The sequence below is a fragment of the Joostella atrarenae genome (assembly GCF_021764745.1).
GTDB classification, from domain to species: Bacteria; Bacteroidota; Bacteroidia; order Flavobacteriales; family Flavobacteriaceae; genus Galbibacter; species Galbibacter atrarenae.
Genome location: NZ_JAETXX010000001.1, coordinates 730,409 through 749,877 on the forward strand (window position 1 = coordinate 730,409; position 19,469 = coordinate 749,877).

Here is a 19,469-nt window from a genome sequence, read left to right on the forward strand (position 1 = left end):
TTCTTCACTATATTTAACATATATTAGTTCCTTTCCCCTTTTTTTAGATTTCCCCCACACATATTTATAAGTTAATAATGAGCGTTTTAAGCGCTTTTTAAGTTCTTTGATAGATTTAACAAACTATTAACGACTGTTTAGTTCGGTATTATCCGAACTAGAGTTAATTTTGCGCTCTTATTTAGGCACTATGTTAATAGATGAAAAATTAAATAAAGTAAAGGCAGAGCTTATTGAAGAGATGGGAGTGTATTTTGAGTGTCAAGATATATTATCTCCATTGTCTTCAAGGATTTTTGCTTATTTAGCTTTAGCGGGAGATGATGGCGTTACCTTCGATGAAATTTTAGAAGAGTTAAAGATTAGCAAGAGCTCAGCTTCTACTAATCTTCAGCTTTTACAGTCTATGGGTAGAGTTGGATATTACACTAAGCCTGGAGATCGTAAGAGATATTTTAAAGTTTCGTTTGATAATATGGTGAACCGTTTAGATGATAAAATTAATTCTTGGAAAAAAGAAAAGGAGTTACATATCAAAGTGCTCGATTATCGTCATAAGGTTTTGTTAGCAAACGATAAAATCGACCGTGAAATAGAAAATAGAAAAGATTTATCATATAACAAACACTATATAGAGTTTGTGGATAGGATGATCGAAAATTTGCATAAATTAAAAAGTAATTTAATAACTGTCAACCAAGATAAATAATGGGTTCAAAATTATATTCAAGAATTATATTAATGGGACTTTCAGTAGTCTTATTAAGTTGTGGAGGTAAGAAAGAGCAGGATCAAAGTCAAGCGCAAAAGGCCATGCCATTTCCTACTGTTAAAGTAGAAAGTAAAGAAATTACAGGTTATAAGACCTACCCAACAAGCATAGAGGGGGTTCTTAATAGTGATGTGCGTGCTAAAGTTTCTGGTTACATCAAAGAGGTTTTAGTAGATGAAGGAGAGAAAGTGAGTAAGGGACAGACTTTGTTTAGACTAGAAACAGAATCTTTAAGTCAAGACGCACAAGCTGCACAGGCTAGCGTTAATGTGGCGCAGGTTAATGTAGATAAGTTGAAGCCACTTGTAGAGAAAGGGATCATCAGTAAAGTGCAATTGGAAACAGCAAAAGCAAACTTAGAGCAAGCAAAAAGTAATTATAGTAGTATTAATGCTAGTATTGGTTATGCAACTGTTAAAAGTTCTGTGGATGGATATGTAGGTGCTATTCCTTTTAGACAAGGTACTCTTGTGAGTCCAAACGATCAAACACCATTAACAACGGTTTCAGATATTAAGCAGGTTTATGCTTACTTTTCTATGAATGAGGAGGATTACATTGATTACATTCAGAACACAAAAGGAGATACTCGTCAAGAAAAACTAGATAATTTCCCTGAGATAGATCTTGTTTTAGCAAATGGAGCTTTATATCCACATAAAGGAAAAATTAAAACTGTAACAGGGCAAATCAATCAGAATACTGGTACGGTTAGTTTTAGAGCGACTTTTGATAATCCAAACTCATTGCTAACCAATGGGAATAGTGGGACAATAAAAATTCCAACTATATATAAAGATCAACCTGTTATTTCTCAAGAATCTACATTTGAACAACAAGGTCAAGTGTTAGTTTATCATGTGAATGATGAAAATAAAGTTTCATCAGAAGTAATAAAAATTAGTGATGAGATAGACAATCTATATGTTGTGAAATCTGGAGTGAAAGTAGGAGATGTGATTGTAGCTAAGGGAGTAGGGAAACTAAGAGAAGGGATGCTTATTGCTCCCCAAGAAGTTTCTTACGACAGTATAGTCAAGCCAATAAAAACTTTATTTAGAAACTAGAAGCTTAAAACATAAGATATGCTAAAGACATTTATTGAGAGACCTGTATTGTCTACAGTAATCTCTATTATATTAGTAATATTAGGGGTTTTAGGGGTTATTTCACTCCCTATAGAACAGTATCCTGATATTGCTCCAGCTACGGTTCAAGTAAATGCTACTTATCCTGGAGCGAGTGCAGAAACAATATTAGAGAGTGTTATTGTTCCGATTGAGGAGCAAATAAACGGAGTGGAAGGGATGACTTATATCACTTCAACAGCTACAAACTCTGGAACAGCTAATATTACTGTTTATTTTGATGAAGATACAGATCCAGATATTGCCGCTGTAAACGTTCAGAATAGAGTTTCGAGAGCAAACTCTTTATTACCACAAGAGGTGGTTCAAACAGGGGTAATTACACAAAAGCAGCAAACAAGTTCGTTGATGTTTATATCATTCTATTCAACGAATAAAGATTACGATGCTACTTATTTACAGAATTACCTTAAGATTAACGTAATTCCAGAATTACAGCGTGTTAAAGGTGTTGGAGACGTTAATGTGTTTTCGCAGCAGGATTATGCAATGCGTCTTTGGTTAAAGCCAGAGAAGCTAGCTGCTTATAACCTAATTCCAACAGATGTTGTTGCAGCATTGACCGAACAAAGTTTGGAGGCTGCTGCCGGATCTTTAGGGGAAAATAATGGAGAGGCATTTTCATATGTTATTAAATATAGTGGACGTTTTAAGACCGAAACTCAATATGAGGATATTATAATAAAAGCGTTAGGCGATGGTCAGTATTTAAGACTTAAGGATGTAGCTGATGTAGAATTAAATGCGCAATCTTATGCTGCAAATTCTGTTACAAAAGGTTTTCCAAGTATAAACATGGCAATTTATCAGACTAAAGGTTCTAATGCACAAGAGATTATAGAAACTATTCAAGGGAAATTAGATGATCTAAAACCTACTTTTCCAAAAGGAGTTGAGCTATTTATTCCATATAATACGAATGACTTCTTAACAGCGTCTATTGAAAAAGTAGTACATACGCTAGTAGAAGCCTTTATATTGGTTTTTATTGTTGTATTTATCTTCTTACAAGATTTCCGTTCAACGCTTATTCCTGCAATTGCAGTACCAGTGGCGATTATTGGAACGTTCTTTTTCCTGAATGTTTTCGGATATTCTATAAACCTATTAACGTTATTTGCATTAGTACTGGCAATTGGTATTGTTGTCGATGATGCCATTGTGGTCGTCGAGGCCGTCCATGCAAAAATTGAGGAAGGAAATTCTGAGTCCGCGAAATCTGCAACCATCGATGCGATGCATGAAATTTCTGGAGCTATTATTTCGATTACATTAGTAATGGCGGCCGTATTTATTCCAGTAACCTTTATTCAAGGTCCTACAGGGGTATTTTATGAGCAATTCGGTATTACACTTATTGTGGCGATCATGATTTCTGCAGTAAATGCATTGACCTTGAGTCCTGCATTATGTGCATTATTGCTAAAAACACATACAGAGGAAGAAAAGAAGAACACTTCTTTCTTACAACGATTTTATGATGGTTTTAATAGAGGATTTAACGCTATAACTCAGCGTTATGGTAAATCCCTAGGGTTTTTATATAAGCATAAATGGATTACAGGAGTTGCTTTACTGGCGTCTATAGCGGGTATTGTATGGGTTTCTTCAACAACACCTACAGGTTTTGTGCCTAGTGAAGACCGTGGAATTATTTTTGCCAATGTTGAATTGCCTCCAGGTTCTTCAATTGATAGAACAGGAGAAGTTAATAGATTATTATATGAAAAAACCAAAGATCTTCCTGGAGTAGAAGGAGTATCTGTAATTAGTGGTTTTAGTTTACTAGGAGGTAGAGGTAGTAACTACGGATTAGGATTTATAAAATTAGATGATTGGGAGAAACGTGGTGAAGATTCTCTTTCTGTAGATGCTCTTACTAAAAAACTCTTCGGTTTGGCGGCTTCTATTCCTGAAGCAAATATTGTCTTCTTTGCTCCGCCGAGTATACCTGGATTTGGAGTTTCCTCTGGGTTTGAGGTTAACCTTTTAGATAAATCAGGAGGTGCTTTTACAGAGCTGGATCAAACTAATCGTGATTTTATGACTGCCTTAATGCAGCATCCTGAAATACAATATGGACAATCGTCATTCAATACAAGATATCCACAGTACGAAATGGAAATCAACGTTCCATTGGCTAAAGAAAAAGGAGTTCCTATAAACTCTATATTTTCAACATTACAGGGGTATATAGGAGGTATTTATGCATCCGATTTCTCAAGATTTGGAAAGCAGTATCGTGTATACTTACAAACACTTCCTGAGAATAGAGATAATAAAGATGCTCTTAATGGTCTTTATGTTAGGACAGGAGAAGGAGAAATGGCTCCAATTACACAGTTTGTAAAACTGAAGAGAGTATATGGACCGCAATCTGTAACAAGATTTAATCTTTTTAACTCATCAAAAGTAACTGGAGCAACAAATCCAGGATTTAGTACAGGGGATGCTATTGCTGTTGTAGAAGCAGAAGCTGCTAAGCTACCAGCAAATTATGATATTGCTTACTCTGGATTAACAAGAGAAGAGGTGAGTGCCGGAAGTCAGACGATTTTAATATTTATTTTAAGTATTGTCTTTGTATACTTCTTATTAGCAGCACAATATGAGAGTTATTTATTACCGTTCTCTGTTATTTTCTCTCTTCCATTAGGGGTTTTTGGAGCTTACTTTACTACGAAAGTGGTAGGATTGGAAAACAATATATATTTCCAGATTGCATTAATAATGTTAATTGGATTACTGGCGAAGAATGCAATTCTTATTGTGGAGTTTGCGCTCCAGAGACGTAAAAATGGTGAAAGCTTATCTGAAGCAGCTATACATGGAGCAAAAGCGAGACTTCGACCTATTTTAATGACTTCATTTGCATTTATCTTAGGATTGATGCCGTTAGCATTAGCAGGTGGTGTAGGAGCAGCAGGAAATAGATCAATTGGTACAGGAGCTGTTGGTGGAATGTTAATAGGTACCATTTTAGGAGTATTTTTTATTCCGATATTGTTTGTAATCTTTCAATGGTTACAAGAACGTATTTCTGGAGCACCAAAAGTAGCAGTAGAACCTCATGATAACTCAAATTAAGATGAAGAATTTAAAGAAATATAGAATCTTATTAGGTCTTAGTATTCCATTGCTTTTGCAGTCTTGCTTTGTAGCTAAGAATTACGAAAGGCCTGAAGTAGAGACCGAAAACTTATATAGAACTGATAATATTTCTCAGGATAGCACTTCTTTAGGAATGGTTTCTTGGCGTGAATTGTTTCAAGATCCAATTCTGGAGAAACATATAGAAACTGCATTAGAGAACAATCTAGATATTAGAATGGCAGTTCAGCAAATTGTTGCTTCGGAGGCTTATTTAAAGCAAGGAAAGGCTGGTAATTATCCAACACTTGGTGTTAATGGGACGGTTACGCGTCAGCAAAACTCAGAGAATAGTCAGTTTGGTAGTATTTTTAGTGAGCCATATGAGCAGTACGATTTGACTGCAAATATTTCTTGGGAAGCAGATATCTGGGGGAAAATACGAAGTAACAAAAGAGCTTTTGAAGCTACTTATTTACAAACCTTAGAAGCGCATAAAGCTGTTAAAACAGAATTAATTGCTGCTATAGCTTCTACTTACTATCAATTACTTTCTTTGGATGAACAATTAGAAATCACCAATGAAACGATTGAAAATAGAAAAGGAAGTTTAGAGACTACAAAAGCTTTAAAGGAAGCAGGATTAGTTACTGAGGTAGGAGTTAAGCAAACGGAAGCGCAATTATATACTGCGCAGGCTATAAAGATTGATCTTGAGAACAATATAAAATTATTGGAGAACTCTTTTTCTATTCTTTTAGCTGAGCCACCGCATGCTATTGAAAGAGGAGTTTTAGATGCCCAAAAAATTGATTCTGAATTAACAACAGGGGTGCCATATTTGCTATTGCAAAACAGACCAGATGTAGCTTCAGCGGAATATGGATTGGTAAATGCTTTTGAGCTTACTAATGTCGCTAGAAGTAGCTTTTATCCCTCTATTACTTTAGGTGCTAGCGTTGGTTTTCAGAGTTTAAACTTTGATAATTGGATAGATGCGAGTTCTATTTTTAATTCTTTGGTAGCTGGTTTAGCACAACCAATTTTGAATGGAAGAAAAATACGTACACAATTTGAAGTTTCTAAAGCTCAACAAGAGCAAGCACTTTTAAATTATAAGAAAACGCTGCTGGTAGCTGGAAGAGAGGTGTCTGATGCATTGTATGATTATGATGCCGCTACAGGGAAAATTGAAGTCAGACAAAAAGAATATGAAGCTTATAATTTAGCTACACAATATTCAGAAGAGCTGTTAAATCAAGGTTTAGTTAACTACCTTGAGGTGCTTACAGCTAGAGAGAATTCATTAAATTCTGAATTATTATTGGTTCAGAATAAGTATTACCGTTTAAACTCTATTGTCACTCTATATCAAGCCTTAGGAGGCGGTTGGCAATAAGACTTTCATAAAATATATAGACATTGTGCCCTTACTTATTGTAAGGGCTTTTTGTTTTTAATAATTAAAAGGTGTTAATTAGAGTTTTTAAACTCAACTCATGAATATTAATCAACTTTCACAAGAACAAATAAAAGCAGAGCAAGCCCGATTTATGACTAAAGTATACGGATGGATGTCTGGAGCTTTGATTATAACAGGTTTAATAGCAGCTTGGGTTGCTAATACAGAAGAAATTGTCAATGTTATTTTTAGTAATAAATTATATTTCTACGGATTGCTTATTGCAGAATTTGCTGCTGTTGCCTATTTAAGCGCTGCAATTAATAGGATAAGTGCAAGTACTGCAATCGCTGTGTTTATAGGGTATGCTATATTAAACGGATTAACGTTTTCTGTTATCTTTCTTGCTTTTACATCAGAGTCTATAGCTACTACTTTTTATATTACTGCAGGAACCTTTGGAGCTATGAGTGTTTATGGATATTATACTAAAACCGACCTAACTTCAGTAGGGAATATAGCTTTTATGGGCTTAATTGGGATTATAATAGCCTCAATTGTCAATTTCTTTTTCCAGAATGAAATGTTGTATTGGATTGTGACGTATGCAGGTGTTTTAATTTTTGTAGCGTTAACTGCTTATGATACTCAGAAGATAAAACGAATGAATATCATTGGGAATGAGGGAACAGAAGAAGATACAAAAGAAGCTGTTATGGGAGCTTTAACACTTTACCTAGACTTTATAAACCTATTTCTATTCTTGCTGAGAATTTTTGGAAGAAGGAAATAACCTTTATGGGTTGTGCGTTTCTTTTCTTTCTTAAATTGAAATATTCTTCAAATTATTGATGATAAAAAAGTATCATTCTTTGTTATTTCTTGTGTAGAAAAAACTCTGTTATTAATGTAGTTTGCAATCAGTAAAATTATTGTGATTGCTTACTATAAGCATTCTGCGGTATAAAATGAGATATATAAACAGCGATATTTTTGCAAATTGATATTCACTATTTACTTGTTTTAATCTTGAATGATAGTGTTGATTTAATAAAATGCTTGAATTAGAACTACTGATGTATCTGAGTTATTAAAATTCTTCAATAAATTGAAACCGAATTATTATGAATAGAGTGTTGTATATATTGTGTTGTCTTGTATTTTGTGGAGTTGCTTTAGGGAACGCACAAGAAAAGGAGATGGACGAACTGTGGGGTGGATTAAATAATAATACCGTAGATAAAAAAACGCTTTTTTCTGAAGGGAATTACGCTATGTTTATTCACTGGGGTATTTATTCGGAATTAGCTGGGGTATGGCAGGACACTACTTATTATGGAATTTCAGAATTTTTAATGGATAAGAGACGAGCAGGCATTCCTGTTGATGTTTATAAAAAGCAAGCAAGTAAATTTAATCCAGAAAATTTTAATCCTGACGAAATTGTAAAACTCGCAAAAGATGCAGGGATGAAATATATTATAATCACTGCCAAACATATCGATGGTTTTGCTATGTATGATTCTAAAGTAAGCGATTTTAATATTGTTAAAGCTACGCCATACGGAAAAGACCCGATGAAAGCTTTACAAGAAGCTTGCGAACGAGAAGGACTCGGTTTCGGCTTTTATTATGCACAATATTTAGACTGGACATTTCCTGGAGGGAAAGGAGGTCCTACTAAAGATAGTCAAGGGAATCCTGTAGATTTTGGATATTACTTTGAAAATAAATGTTTGCCTCAAGTTCGAGAAATCACCCAAAACTATGGAGATTTAACTTTGCTTTGGTTTGATACGCCTGGACAGATGGAAAGGAAGTATGTAGAGAAGCTTATTGCAGAAGTTAAGAAAAATCAACCCAACGCTTTAGTTTCTGGAAGGGTAGGACATGGATTAGGAGATTATAATACATTTGGAGACATGCATATTCCAGTACTCAATGTAGATGGATTATGGGAATCTGTAGATGTAACGAATGATAGTTGGGGCTACACATGGTATGATAAAAATTGGAAAACACCTAAGCAAATTTTAATTAATACAATTTCTACTATTGCTAGAGGAGGAACATATATGTTGAATATAGGTCCCAAAGGAGATGGTTCTATCCCTAAAGCTGTAAAAGCTAGTTTAGAGAGTTCTGGATCTTGGATAAAAAGGCATCCTAGTGTTATTTATGGAGCAAGACCTTCTCCTTGGAAAAAAGCATTTTCTTGGGGAGAGGTAACAGTACATAGCAATACTATTCAGTTATGTATTTTTGATTGGCCAGAAAATGGAAAATTAGAATTTTACGGACTAGAGAATAAAATAGTAGGTGCTAAGTTGCAGGGAGAAGATGAAACACTTTCAGTAGCATATAATCAAGAAAATAAGTGGACTACAGTGAATTTACCGTTTCAAAAGCCAGAGAAACTTATAAATGTAGTTACTTTAGAGGTAAAAGGACAAATAAAAGTAGATGACAAACTTGTAGTTGACCCAGTTTACAAAACTGAATTACCTGTAGAGATAGCTAATGAAAATAATGTTACTATTGAAGGGAAACGATGGATGGAAAAATTTGGAGAATGGAAGCATGTTACGCAAGCACATAATTGGATTAAAAAAGAGAGCTATATTTCTTGGGAAGTAAATGTAAATCAACCAGGATATTATCAAACAGAACTACGCTATGCTGGAAATGGACGTATGGTTTGGAAAATCGAATCTTCTCATGGTGAAGTCGTTCAAAACGAGCAAGGTTCCTCTAGTATTTATACAAACTTCCCGATGGGGTGGATAAAATTTGATAAAGCTGGCGTATATGAGCTAAAAGTAAGATTGATGGAAGGTGATACTTCTTCAGCTAGCTTAGAAGGGTTATATCTTGAGCCGATTGAATTTTAAGGTTTATAATCAGCTTTTCTCTTCTTTTAAAATAGCATCAATCGTTGCGTTTAGTTTTTCTTTGTTGCTATAGATAGGATCTAAATCGATGATTTCAACTTTTCGGAACTGTACAGGGTGACTTTCACTTTGTATAGATATAAAGCCTTCTGTTAGCGCTTTTCCGTCTTGTTTAACGGCTGGATCAAAATCTTTAACCCCAGCATCTCCAATTTGAGGATTTGTATATTCAAGAACAGTTTTTCCGTCTATAATATGCTTTACAATGGAGTCTTTTAAAACTAAAAATGTACCACGAACCCATTGATCGCCATGATAAGTTTTAGAATCAGAGTTTGTACAATGTGGGGTAAATAATGAATCGTTTAAGACAACATTTGTTCCTGGAGTGCATAAGTTCAACGTGTGTCTTTCGTTAGTGCCGTCTCCTCCTAAAAATTGCCCTTCAATACTAATTGGAAAATCTTGATCTTTCAGCATTGTTCTTGGGTCTTGGCCATGTAACATAGCGCCGCTATTTCTCCAAGCCCATCCTTCACCGTCTGCAATTTGTTTGTCTATAAATCGGTATTCAATAGCAAGGAAATATGCCGAAAAAGACTTGTCGTAGAATAAATGACCATATTGTTTATTGAAAACATCATTATAACCATCATAATTAACGGTAATGTATCCATCTTTCACGGAAAATGTGTTGGCATAATTTTCGCCAACCTCATGATGTCTAATTTTAGGAATCCAGCCAGAAAGGTCTTCGCCATTAAATAGCTGCTCCCATTCTAGCTGGACTGCTGTATCAGTTTTTAATGTTGGTGTTTCTTTTTTCTCTTCATTGTTTTTACAACCAATCGTAAAAATTAGTCCTGCCAATACTATAAACTGATATATCTTCATCTTAAAAAATAAATTATTCTACAATAAATTTACCTTGCATAGCAGCAAAGTGTCCTGGGAAACTACATAAGAAATCATAAGTTCCAGCAGCTGGAGCTTCAAATTCTATAGTGTCACTTTCTCCACCACCAATCAATTTTGTGTGTGCAATAACAGCATCTGTTCCTTCAGGGATGTATTCACTTTCTGATGCTCCAGTAGCTTTGGTAGCAAATTCTATAAGATCAGTACCTGCTTTTAGAATCACAAGATTATGACCCATTACACTTTTGTCAAGCTTACCAACGTGCTTTAAAGTGATAGTTACTTTTTCACCAGCTTTTACTCTAATTTCTTTTTTATTGAATTTCATCATGTCGTTTGCTGTAATAACCACAGTGTTTTGTGATTCTTTAGCATCAGAGCTCTCTTTAGAAGACGACTGATCTTGTTCATATTGAAATTTTTCTTCTTTTTTCTCTTTCTTCCCGTCACCACAACTTATAATGGCTAATGAAAAAAGACACGCAGCTATTTTACTGTACAGTTTCATTGTTGTTGTTATTTTTTTAGTTAACTGCTAAGATAATCATTTCAGATTCTTTTGTGGAATTCATTGTGTAGAAAATAGGTAGCTTTTTAGTCTGTAAAATCTGATGCAAATTGAAGCGCTCTCTTTTCATTATAATAAATATTGTTTGTGTCATAAAACCCCACATGTCCTCCATACTTAGGGGTTTCAAGAAAAAGATGCCTATTTTTTTTTGCCTTTTCTCTTGGGAAGCAACTTTCAGAAAGAAAGGAGTCGTTTTCAGCATTTATAAGTAATGTTGGTGTTGTAATAGTCTCTAGATATTGTAGAGAGCTACTTTGTTTGTAATAGTCTAAAGCATCTAAAAATCCATGTGCTTTTGAAGTGTATATGTCATCAAAATCTTTTAGAGTGATTATGCTTTTTATAGTTTGATCTGTTACTTTATCTGGAAATATTTTTTGCTTTTCTTTTAATTTCTGAATTAGTGACTTTTTAAAGCGAAGGGCATACAAATAATTTTTCTTCTTATGAATCTCTAGCATGGATCCATATAAATCACAAGGAGCAGAAATTGCAATTGCTGCTTTAATTTGTGAAGGTGTGTCGTGCTGGCCTAAATATTTTAAAACTAGATTTCCACCAAGGCTAAATCCTTTTAAAATAATATCTTTATAATTAGTTGTTTTTAGAATGTGATTTATAATCCATTCCAATTCATCAGAATCTCCAGAATGGTAGGATCTAAAATTATTATTTGTTCGCCCGCTACAACTTCTATAGTTTACCGAAACAACATCAAAGTCGTTGTTGTTAAATAATTTTGCGCTTCCTGTAACGTAAGGCCTTTGTGCATTACCTTCCAATCCATGTAAAATAATTAAAAGCTTAGTTGTTTTTACTTTTGAATAACTCCAATCTAAATCGATAAAATCATTGTCGCGTGTAGTAAGTTCAACACGTTTCTGTTCTACGCCAATTACCTTTCTTATTTTTCCAGAATAGATAGTTGCAAAATGACCGTTTTTAAATAAATGAGGTGGATTGTAATGAGATTCAATAATAGGCATATTAGAAATATATTTTCCTTAAGCGTTAAATATTATGCGCGCATAATAATAGTTTGTAAATTTGTTTTTCAGGGAAGGTTAAAACTAAGAAAATAATTAGATATAATAATCGCTAGTGCTGTCTATTTAAGTATAAAATAGAACAATCTATGTGGGAGATGTTTTACTTCTGATGTTAGAATGAATTAAAATTTATATATGTACAAAAAGGAATTTGAAATACGTTGGAACGATTTAGATGCAAATAGACATTTAGCAAATAAGGCATACATAGAATTTGCAGCTCATACAAGAATGTCTTTTTTAATAGAAAATGGTTTTGATCAACGTTTGTTGGCAAAGCTAAATATCGGTCCCGTAGTTTTTTATGAACACATTTATTATTTTAAAGAAGTATTCTCAGGGAAACCAGTAACAGTTTCTCTAGAGTTAAAAGGACTTAGTGAAGATGGAATGTTCTTTGAATTTCATCATAATTACTATGATTATAAAGGTCGTAACGTAGCACATTGTGAAATAATGGGTGCTTGGATTGATTTAGGATCTAGAAAACTAATAGGGCTTCCAGAAGAGGCTGTTCATCTTTTTGATAAGATAGAGCGTGCTAAAGACTTTAGAGTACTTACCAAAGAGGATACTCGTAAACATGCTAAAAAGCCAGTCGATTTAGAAGCTTAATGAAAATAGATCGTTGAAAGACGAATTTTTTTGTTTGACTCCCTCGCGGTATATGCTGCGAGGGAGTTCTTTTTTTATACAGGCTTGCTTTCTATCTTAGGTACTTGCTTTTTAGTTTTAGTTACTAAATAGACACCTATAAATACTAAGATAGCAGCAACAATTCTAACAGTGCTAATTTTATCAGCGCCTACTAAAACAGCAAAAGCTATCCCGATAAGCGGTTGTAGGTATACAAAAGCTCCAATAGTCGATGCTTTTAATTGTTTTAATGCGTAGATGTTTAAAATGTAAGTAGAAAATGTGGTTCCAAGTACAACAAAAGCCATTCTCCAAATAGCATCGAATGGGAGAGAACTCCATTCTACTGCTGTGAATTCTGAAATTGTAAACGGTAAATTAATAAAAATTGCAATTAGAAACAGCCACTTCATAATTGTAAAGGCATGATATTTTGCTGTGAGTGGTTTAACCAAAATTAAATAAATACCGTACGAAATAGCATTTATAAGAACCATAATATTACCCAATGCAATGTCTGGAGCTCCTTGTTGCATTTCTCCTCCTGCTAGCACCAAGCCAAGGGCTCCGGTTAGACCTAATAAAACTCCAAAAATTCTAATAGGAGTAATACGTTCCTTTATAATCAAAGCGGAAAGTACAAATACAAAAATTGGTGTAATTGTGGATATTACAGAGCTGTTTACAGGCGAAGAAAGGCTAAGACCTTTGAAAAACATAAGCATATTGATAACCATTCCGAAAATAGCACTTCCTATAAGTCGTGGCCAATCTTCTCGGGCTATTTTTTCTTTCGGGCCAAAAAGACTAATGAGCCAAAATAAGACAGCCGCACCCGTTACTCTTAAAAATATGAACCCAAAAGGCTCAATATAAGTTGGCATTACATCTTTAGCAACAGTGTGGTTTATTCCATAAATAACACTTGCGCCAAAGGCTGCTAACAGCGCTAAAACTCTTTTATCCATGAACAGCTTGTTTTGCGGATTCAACAATTTTTTTACTGTTTCCTATAAAAATAGAATCCCCAATAATTATAACTGGTCTTTTTAAGAATGTATAGTGTTCTAAAATAAGCTCTTTGTAGTCGTTTTCACTGAGTTCTTTATTTTTTAAATCTCGCTCTTTATAAAGGCGTGCTCTTTTACTGAATAAAGATTCGTATGACTCAGCTAAAGCTTTCATTTCTTCAATTTGCTCCTTTGTAATGCTTTCTTTTTTTATGTCTTGAAAAATGAAATCTGAAGGTAGGTTTAGTTCTTCAATGATTCTTTTACATGTGTCACAAGTGCTTAGGTAGTATATCTTTTTCATGAGCTAAAATTTAAACGGCAAATTTAAAGTTTATAAGACACTTTAGCCTTCTTTTTGTGGTATTTATATCATAGTATATGTTATTAATTATGTGACTTTTTATAATGAGTTCTTACATGTAAATATGTAATTTTATCGGTTAGAATTAAAAACACTATAATAATGATCGATTACCAGTTTAATATCTTGGAGAAAAGTAGAGAAGCCGTATTGAAAAAAACGGAAAACCTTTCAGAAGAACAAATCAATAAAATCCCTGAGGGGTTTAAAAATAATATAGCTTGGAATGTAATACATCTGCTAGTAACACAGCAACTTCTGTGTTATAAGTTAGCCGGAAAAGAAATGTATGTTAGTGAAGAAGTGGTTAATAGTTATCGTAAAGGGACAGCTCCAGATCCAAGCAAGCCAGTTTCTCTAGAAGATTTTAATAAGTTTAAAGAAGAACTTGTGCTAAATATCAAAAGGATAAAGGAAGATTATAAAAAAGTTACTTCTTTTAATAGCTACCCAACCAGTGCGGGGATTACTTTAAATAGTATTGAAGACGCTATAGCTTTTAATAATTATCATGAAGGGCTGCATACAGGTTTTATTAATGCGTTGCTTCGTGCCATTCAGGCTTAATAAATTCATTAGCTTTTTCAAAAGGAATTTCAATTTTAGTAAGTCCATCTGCATAGGCAGATATTTCATACGGGTTGTAAATTAATATGATGCCCTTTTCGTTGAATCCAATGCTATTTGGTAAATGAAAATTATCATCTTCAAACATAAATCCGGTGCTATTAATATTGGCATCGGATTCTATTTTTTCTTGATTTCTAAAAGTTTCTTCCGCGTAATCTATAAATGCTTCTTCATCTTTAAAAAGTCCTTCAGAAGGAATAATATTCCCTGTAGCATTATCAAAATTTAAGTAGCTAACGCTCCCGTATCCATGTGCGCCACCCGTAAAAACATAACTGTCTATTTTTATGGAAGTAAATTTCTCGTTTTCAAAAGCTATTTCTCCATTTATAGTAGCTTCCCATGGAATAATATCTTCTGGAAATCTCTCTTTTAATTTTTTGTAGTCATTTTTAAAAATTCCAATAGCTGTTTCTAAAGAATCTGTTGTTCGTTCTTCAGAATAATTAAGAATACTGATAATAAATTTATCGACCTCTTGATTTATAGAAGTTGCAATAGGACTTTCCGGTTGTGCTTGTGGAGTATTGATAACTACTTTCGCACAATTTTCACAGGTATCATTTATGATATTATGATTCACAAAACTAAGAGTTTCCTTCTTTTCACATCCTATAAAAAGGATAGAAATAACAATTCCGATTGCAAAAAAATTCTTCATAAAAAATAGCTGTTAAATAAAGGATAAAGGTACGTTGTTCTTTGCAATCACCAAAAGTAAACGATATTTTTGTTAGGGTAACACTGCTACATTTTATGAATTTAAAGTTGCTTTTATTGTTTCGGCTTTAATATGAAAGTTGGGGTTCTATAAATTATTAAAATGATTGTTTTGAGAGTGTTATGTAATTTCGTCAGATATGAGTAAAGATAATTTACGTTTTAATTCTAAAACAATTCATGGAGGTCAAGAGCCAGATAAAGCATACGGTTCCGTAATGCCTCCAATTTATCAAACATCCACTTATGCACAAAGCACACCAGGTGGTCACAAAGGATACGAGTATTCTAGGAGTGCTAATCCTACACGTACTGCTTTAGAAAAAAGCTTGGCTAGCATAGAAAATGGTAACTACGGACTGGCTTTTGCAAGTGGTTTGGCTGCTATTGATGCTGTTATGAAGCTATTAAAGCCTGGCGATGAAGTGATTTCTACAAGTGATTTGTATGGTGGGAGTTATAGGTTGTTTAGTAAGATTTTTGAAGGTTTTGGAATCAAATTCCATTTTGTAAATATGGAGAATCCTTCAGAAATTGAAAAACATATAAATAAAAACACTAAGATTATTTGGGTAGAAACACCAACCAACCCAATGATGAATATTATAGATATCGAGGCGGTTTCTAAGATCGCAAAAAAACATAAGGTGCTGTTGGGAGTAGATAATACTTTTGCGACTCCCTATTTACAGCAGCCTATAAATTTGGGTGCAGATATTGTTATGCATTCAGCTACAAAATATTTAGGAGGACATAGCGATGTGGTGATCGGAGCTTTAGTTGTTAAAGACAAGGAACTTGCAGATAAATTATATTTTATACAAAATGCAAGTGGAGCGGTTGCCGGCCCGATGGATAGTTTTCTTGTTTTAAGAGGAATTAAAACATTACATGTTCGAATGCAACGCCATTGTGAAAATGGAGCGGCAGTTGCAAAATATCTAGCGAGTCATCCAAAAATTGAAAAGGTTTATTGGCCAGGTTTTGAGTCGCATCCTAATCATGAAATAGCTAAACAGCAAATGAATGGCTATGGAGGAATGATTTCTTTTGTTACAAAAGGAAATAATTATGAGGAGGCTATTAAAATAGTGGAGAATCTTAAGGTTTTCACATTAGCAGAGTCTTTAGGAGGTGTTGAATCGTTAGCAGGGCATCCTGCGAGTATGACGCATGCTTCAATCCCTAAAGAAGAACGAGAAAAAACGGGTATTGTAGATGCGCTTATTAGATTGAGTGTAGGAATAGAAGATGAAAATGACTTAATAGAGGATTTAAGTCAAGCAATTGGATAGCGAAAACGTTTGAAATTGATGATTTTTAAAAAAACTAGCACCTATTTTCAATAAAAAGCATAATTTTGCTTTCAAATTATTAAATACTTAATTATTCCATTTTTATGAACGCAATGGACAAAAAAATTGAAGCATTTATGGACGAAGTAAAAGTTCGTAATGCGCATGAACCTGAATTTCTTCAAGCAGTACAAGAAGTAGCAGAAACGGTACTTCCTTATATTGCTGAACATGAAATTTATAACGGTAAAAATATATTATTAAGAATGGTGGAGCCTGAAAGAGCAATTATGTTCAGGGTGCCATGGGTAGACGATAAAGGAGAAATCCAAGTTAATAGAGGATATAGAATTCAGATGAGTTCGGTTATAGGACCGTACAAAGGGGGACTTCGTTTTCATCCAACAGTAAACTTGAGTATTTTAAAATTCTTAGCTTTTGAGCAAGTGTTTAAAAACAGCTTAACTACACTGCCAATGGGTGGTGGTAAAGGAGGTTCTGATTTTGACCCTAAAGGGAAGTCTGATAATGAGATTATGCGTTTTTGCCATAGTTTTATGTCAGAACTTTTTAGACATATTGGACCAAATACAGATGTTCCAGCTGGAGATATTGGGGTTGGAGCTAGAGAAATTGGTTTCTTGTTTGGAATGTATCGTAAGATTAGAAATGAATTTACGGGAGTTTTAACAGGAAAAGGACTTTCATGGGGAGGTTCGTTAATCCGTCCAGAAGCTACAGGATATGGAAATGTGTATTTTGCACAGAATATGCTTGAGCGAAAAGGAGATAGCCTAAAAGGAAAAGTTATAACGGTTTCTGGTTCTGGAAATGTAGCGCAATATGCTACGGAGAAAGCTACGCAATTAGGAGCTAAAGTTGTAACATTATCAGATTCAGGAGGTACAATATACGACAAAGACGGTATTGACCAAGAGAAGCTGGCTCATGTTATGGAGATTAAAAACGTAAATCGTGGCCGAATCTCTGAATACATTGAGAAGTATCCAAACGCAGAATATTTTGAAGGTAAAACACCTTGGCATATCGCTTGTGATGTTGCAATGCCGTGTGCTACGCAAAATGAGCTTGATCAAGACAATGCAAAAGAATTAGTTAAAAATGGATGTATCTGTGTGAGTGAAGGGGCTAACATGCCTTGTACTCCTGGAGCAGTTACAGTTTTCCATGAATCTAAGATTTTATTTGCTCCTGGAAAAGCTTCTAATGCTGGTGGAGTTGCTACTTCTGGATTGGAGATGGCGCAAAATTCATTACGTTACAGCTGGTCTAGAGAAGAAGTGGATGAGAAATTACAAGGGATCATGAAGAGTATTCATAATTCTTGTATCGAGCATGGTGAAGATGAAGATGGTTATGTAAACTATGTTAGAGGTGCTAATATTGCAGGTTTTGTTAAGGTGGCAGATGCCGTTTTAGCTCAAGGAGTAGTATAAGAAACCATATTATAAAAATAAATGGCGCCCCAAAGGTTTTTTAATCTTTGGGGCGCTTTTTGTTTTAAAACTACCTAATTGGATTTGTGATTTTAAGTTCTTGAATGAGCAGTTCATGCTTTAAACAATACAATAAATAGCTTTTTTACGGTTGTGCTTTCCTATCTTTGTTTTTATGATTGTTACGACTAAAGCTATTGTGCTTTCTGCCTTAAAATATGGAGATACGAGTTTAATCGTTAAGCTCTTCACAGCTTGTGATGGCGTAAAATCGTATTTACTTAAAGGAGTTTTGGCTTCTAAGAAAGGAAAGCTTAAAAAAGGATATTTTCAGCCGTTAACACAATTGGAGATTGTGGCAAATCATAAGAATAAAGGGACGTTAGAAAGTTTGCGAGATGTAAAGTTAGCGTACTCCTATAAAAGTCTTCAGACAGATGTTCTAAAAAGTTCTATTGCACTGTTTTTATCTGAAATGTTAGTAGTTTCTCTTCAAGAGGAAGAAGAAAATGTAATCTTATTTGATTTTATAGAAAATGCTTTTATTTGGTTGGATACCAATAATGAAATTGCAAATTTCCATATCTCATTCTTGATTCAATTGACTACTTTTCTTGGTTTTTACCCTGATGATACTCATATTGATGCTCCGTATTTTGATTTATTAGAAGGGGAATTTGTTCCTTCGCTTTATAATGAAGTTATCGAAGGAGTCACATTGGAAGCATTTAAACAATTCCTGAAAGCAGATTTTGATGAAGCTAAAACCATTAAAATGGGAAGAGGTGTCCGTGCTATTCTGCTGAATAATCTAATCCGTTATTACCAGCTCCATTTAACAGATTTTAAAAAGCCGAGATCTCTAGAGATTCTTCAACAAGTATTTGGATAGATTTTTATTTAAGCTAAAAGAGTAATATTCCTCTGTCAGCCTTTAAAGTTGTTTGTGTAGCGATTGTTGATTTCATACTTGAATGGTGCAGAGAGGTTTCTGTTTTAATAAACCTCTGCACTCTCTGAGCAGAGGTTTATAGTTGTTTTAACTTTATCAATATTAGTTAGCGTGTTCAAAGTCGTTTAGAGGTACATTAGGATCTCTACTGGGTTCTATTGGGTTGGAAGAAGGTGGTTCAGGGTTTGTTGAGTTGTTTTCATCTGAAGGTTCATTATCTGGATTCAACCCTGGATAATCAACGTCTCCAACTCCATCAGGAAAAGGGTCATAGTCACCTGGATTATTGTCTCCAGAACCTCCGCCACTATTTTCTTCTGAATCTTTAAACTTATGTAGAGATTGAGGATTTACATTTTCATACATATCTGATTGTCTAATGTCCTCTGCTTCACAAGATATGAATAAAAAGGTTAAAAACAATAGTAGTGTTAGTGTTGTTAATGATTTCATACAATAAAAATTAATAATTAATAAGTTTAAATATATAAATTATAATTTAAGACATTGGTGTGTTGGTGTTAATTTTTAACTCATTTTAAGTTAGCGTGTTGAAAATAAATA

At 34.1% G+C, this 19,469-nt stretch carries 18 protein-coding genes; 11 read left to right on the forward strand and 7 right to left on the reverse strand.

Features of this window, described 5'->3' with window-relative positions; all coding sequences use genetic code 11:
* Positions 1-190: 190 nt before the first annotated feature.
* The 6 genes from JM658_RS03185 to JM658_RS03210 all read left to right on the forward strand — a co-directional run bounded on the left by JM658_RS03185 (position 191) and on the right by JM658_RS03210 (position 9,303).
* Positions 191-709: a GbsR/MarR family transcriptional regulator gene (locus JM658_RS03185; RefSeq protein WP_236957779.1), complete on the forward strand. Its 519-nt coding sequence runs from the start codon at positions 191-193 to the stop codon at positions 707-709.
* Positions 709-1,839, forward strand: coding sequence for an efflux RND transporter periplasmic adaptor subunit (locus tag JM658_RS03190; RefSeq protein ID WP_236957780.1), 1,131 nt, complete (start codon positions 709-711; stop codon positions 1,837-1,839). The genes JM658_RS03185 and JM658_RS03190 overlap by 1 nt, the downstream gene beginning before the upstream one ends.
* 18 nt (positions 1,840-1,857) lie before the next feature.
* The gene (locus JM658_RS03195) at positions 1,858-5,007 is read left to right on the forward strand and encodes an efflux RND transporter permease subunit (protein WP_236957781.1); all 3,150 of its coding nucleotides are present in this window, start codon (positions 1,858-1,860) and stop codon (positions 5,005-5,007) included.
* 1 nt (position 5,008) lies between these two features.
* Complete coding sequence (locus JM658_RS03200; protein ID WP_236957782.1) at positions 5,009-6,409, forward strand: efflux transporter outer membrane subunit; 1,401 nt, start codon at positions 5,009-5,011, stop codon at positions 6,407-6,409.
* Positions 6,410-6,509: 100 nt separating this feature from the next.
* Positions 6,510-7,205 (forward strand): Bax inhibitor-1/YccA family protein, encoded by a 696-nt coding sequence (locus JM658_RS03205; RefSeq protein WP_236957783.1) that lies wholly within the window; start codon positions 6,510-6,512, stop codon positions 7,203-7,205.
* 331 nt (positions 7,206-7,536) lie between these two features.
* Positions 7,537-9,303, forward strand: a complete 1,767-nt coding sequence (locus JM658_RS03210) for an alpha-L-fucosidase (RefSeq protein WP_236957784.1) — start codon at positions 7,537-7,539, stop codon at positions 9,301-9,303.
* A gap of 9 nt (positions 9,304-9,312) precedes the next feature.
* On the opposite strand, the gene JM658_RS03215 is transcribed toward JM658_RS03210, so the two are convergent.
* The 3 genes from JM658_RS03215 to JM658_RS03225 all read right to left on the reverse strand — a co-directional run bounded on the left by JM658_RS03215 (position 9,313) and on the right by JM658_RS03225 (position 11,778).
* A complete protein-coding gene (locus JM658_RS03215) occupies positions 9,313-10,197 on the reverse strand; it encodes a 3-keto-disaccharide hydrolase (protein WP_236957785.1) in 885 nt (294 codons plus the stop codon).
* 13 nt (positions 10,198-10,210) lie between these two features.
* A complete protein-coding gene (gene azu, locus JM658_RS03220; protein ID WP_236957786.1) occupies positions 10,211-10,729 on the reverse strand; it encodes an azurin in 519 nt (172 codons plus the stop codon).
* A gap of 86 nt (positions 10,730-10,815) precedes the next feature.
* Positions 10,816-11,778, reverse strand: a complete 963-nt coding sequence (locus JM658_RS03225) for a YheT family hydrolase (protein ID WP_236957787.1) — start codon at positions 11,776-11,778, stop codon at positions 10,816-10,818.
* 198 nt (positions 11,779-11,976) lie between these two features.
* Between JM658_RS03225 and JM658_RS03230 the strand changes: the two genes are divergently transcribed.
* On the forward strand, positions 11,977-12,456 hold the full coding sequence (locus JM658_RS03230; RefSeq protein ID WP_236957788.1) for an acyl-CoA thioesterase: 480 nt from the start codon (positions 11,977-11,979) through the stop codon (positions 12,454-12,456).
* A gap of 74 nt (positions 12,457-12,530) precedes the next feature.
* Here JM658_RS03230 and JM658_RS03235 read toward each other — a convergent pair whose 3' ends face one another.
* Positions 12,531-13,445, reverse strand: coding sequence for a DMT family transporter (locus JM658_RS03235; RefSeq protein WP_236957789.1), 915 nt, complete (start codon positions 13,443-13,445; stop codon positions 12,531-12,533).
* Entirely contained in the window at positions 13,438-13,791 is a 354-nt protein-coding gene (locus tag JM658_RS03240) for an arsenate reductase family protein (protein WP_236957790.1), read from the reverse strand. The genes JM658_RS03235 and JM658_RS03240 overlap by 8 nt, the downstream gene beginning before the upstream one ends.
* 162 nt (positions 13,792-13,953) lie before the next feature.
* On the opposite strand from JM658_RS03240, the gene JM658_RS03245 reads away from it, so the two are divergent.
* Positions 13,954-14,418 (forward strand): DinB family protein, encoded by a 465-nt coding sequence (locus JM658_RS03245; protein WP_236957791.1) that lies wholly within the window; start codon positions 13,954-13,956, stop codon positions 14,416-14,418.
* On the opposite strand, the gene JM658_RS03250 is transcribed toward JM658_RS03245, so the two are convergent.
* The gene (locus JM658_RS03250) at positions 14,387-15,142 is read right to left on the reverse strand and encodes a DUF3298 and DUF4163 domain-containing protein (RefSeq protein ID WP_236957792.1); all 756 of its coding nucleotides are present in this window, start codon (positions 15,140-15,142) and stop codon (positions 14,387-14,389) included. The genes JM658_RS03245 and JM658_RS03250 overlap by 32 nt on opposite strands.
* A 199-nt stretch (positions 15,143-15,341) precedes the next feature.
* On the opposite strand from JM658_RS03250, the gene JM658_RS03255 reads away from it, so the two are divergent.
* The 3 genes from JM658_RS03255 (at position 15,342) to recO (ending at position 18,845) form a co-directional block, all read left to right on the forward strand.
* Entirely contained in the window at positions 15,342-16,496 is a 1,155-nt protein-coding gene (locus JM658_RS03255; protein WP_236957793.1) for a cystathionine gamma-synthase, read from the forward strand.
* A 113-nt stretch (positions 16,497-16,609) separates the two neighbouring features.
* Positions 16,610-17,953 carry an NADP-specific glutamate dehydrogenase gene (gdhA, locus tag JM658_RS03260; protein ID WP_236957794.1) on the forward strand — a complete coding sequence of 448 codons (1,344 nt, stop codon included), beginning with the start codon at positions 16,610-16,612 and terminating at the stop codon, positions 17,951-17,953.
* Positions 17,954-18,128: 175 nt separating this feature from the next.
* The gene (gene recO / locus JM658_RS03265; RefSeq protein WP_236957795.1) at positions 18,129-18,845 is read left to right on the forward strand and encodes a DNA repair protein RecO; all 717 of its coding nucleotides are present in this window, start codon (positions 18,129-18,131) and stop codon (positions 18,843-18,845) included.
* A gap of 162 nt (positions 18,846-19,007) precedes the next feature.
* Here the strand turns inward: recO and JM658_RS03270 are convergent, their stop codons facing one another.
* Complete coding sequence (locus JM658_RS03270) at positions 19,008-19,358, reverse strand: hypothetical protein (RefSeq protein ID WP_236957796.1); 351 nt, start codon at positions 19,356-19,358, stop codon at positions 19,008-19,010.
* Positions 19,359-19,469 lie beyond the last annotated feature (111 nt).

What these genes read in the sequence shown, in the direction of transcription:
- JM658_RS03190 (WP_236957780.1), top strand. Translation starts at nt 709, where the DNA reads ATGGGTTCAAAATTATATTCAAGAATTATATTAATGGGACTTTCAGTA.
- JM658_RS03225 (WP_236957787.1), bottom strand. Translation starts at nt 11,778, where the DNA reads ATGCCTATTATTGAATCTCATTACAATCCACCTCATTTATTTAAAAAC.
- JM658_RS03230 (WP_236957788.1), top strand. Translation starts at nt 11,977, where the DNA reads ATGTACAAAAAGGAATTTGAAATACGTTGGAACGATTTAGATGCAAAT.
- JM658_RS03240 (WP_236957790.1), bottom strand. Translation starts at nt 13,791, where the DNA reads ATGAAAAAGATATACTACCTAAGCACTTGTGACACATGTAAAAGAATC.
- JM658_RS03245 (WP_236957791.1), top strand. Translation starts at nt 13,954, where the DNA reads ATGATCGATTACCAGTTTAATATCTTGGAGAAAAGTAGAGAAGCCGTA.
- JM658_RS03235 (WP_236957789.1), bottom strand. Translation starts at nt 13,445, where the DNA reads ATGGATAAAAGAGTTTTAGCGCTGTTAGCAGCCTTTGGCGCAAGTGTT.
- JM658_RS03255 (WP_236957793.1), top strand. Translation starts at nt 15,342, where the DNA reads ATGAGTAAAGATAATTTACGTTTTAATTCTAAAACAATTCATGGAGGT.
- JM658_RS03215 (WP_236957785.1), bottom strand. Translation starts at nt 10,197, where the DNA reads ATGAAGATATATCAGTTTATAGTATTGGCAGGACTAATTTTTACGATT.
- recO (WP_236957795.1), top strand. Translation starts at nt 18,129, where the DNA reads ATGATTGTTACGACTAAAGCTATTGTGCTTTCTGCCTTAAAATATGGA.
- JM658_RS03205 (WP_236957783.1), top strand. Translation starts at nt 6,510, where the DNA reads ATGAATATTAATCAACTTTCACAAGAACAAATAAAAGCAGAGCAAGCC.
- azu (WP_236957786.1), bottom strand. Translation starts at nt 10,729, where the DNA reads ATGAAACTGTACAGTAAAATAGCTGCGTGTCTTTTTTCATTAGCCATT.
- gdhA (WP_236957794.1), top strand. Translation starts at nt 16,610, where the DNA reads ATGGACAAAAAAATTGAAGCATTTATGGACGAAGTAAAAGTTCGTAAT.
- JM658_RS03250 (WP_236957792.1), bottom strand. Translation starts at nt 15,142, where the DNA reads ATGAAGAATTTTTTTGCAATCGGAATTGTTATTTCTATCCTTTTTATA.
- JM658_RS03195 (WP_236957781.1), top strand. Translation starts at nt 1,858, where the DNA reads ATGCTAAAGACATTTATTGAGAGACCTGTATTGTCTACAGTAATCTCT.
- JM658_RS03270 (WP_236957796.1), bottom strand. Translation starts at nt 19,358, where the DNA reads ATGAAATCATTAACAACACTAACACTACTATTGTTTTTAACCTTTTTA.
- JM658_RS03210 (WP_236957784.1), top strand. Translation starts at nt 7,537, where the DNA reads ATGAATAGAGTGTTGTATATATTGTGTTGTCTTGTATTTTGTGGAGTT.
- JM658_RS03185 (WP_236957779.1), top strand. Translation starts at nt 191, where the DNA reads ATGTTAATAGATGAAAAATTAAATAAAGTAAAGGCAGAGCTTATTGAA.
- JM658_RS03200 (WP_236957782.1), top strand. Translation starts at nt 5,009, where the DNA reads ATGAAGAATTTAAAGAAATATAGAATCTTATTAGGTCTTAGTATTCCA.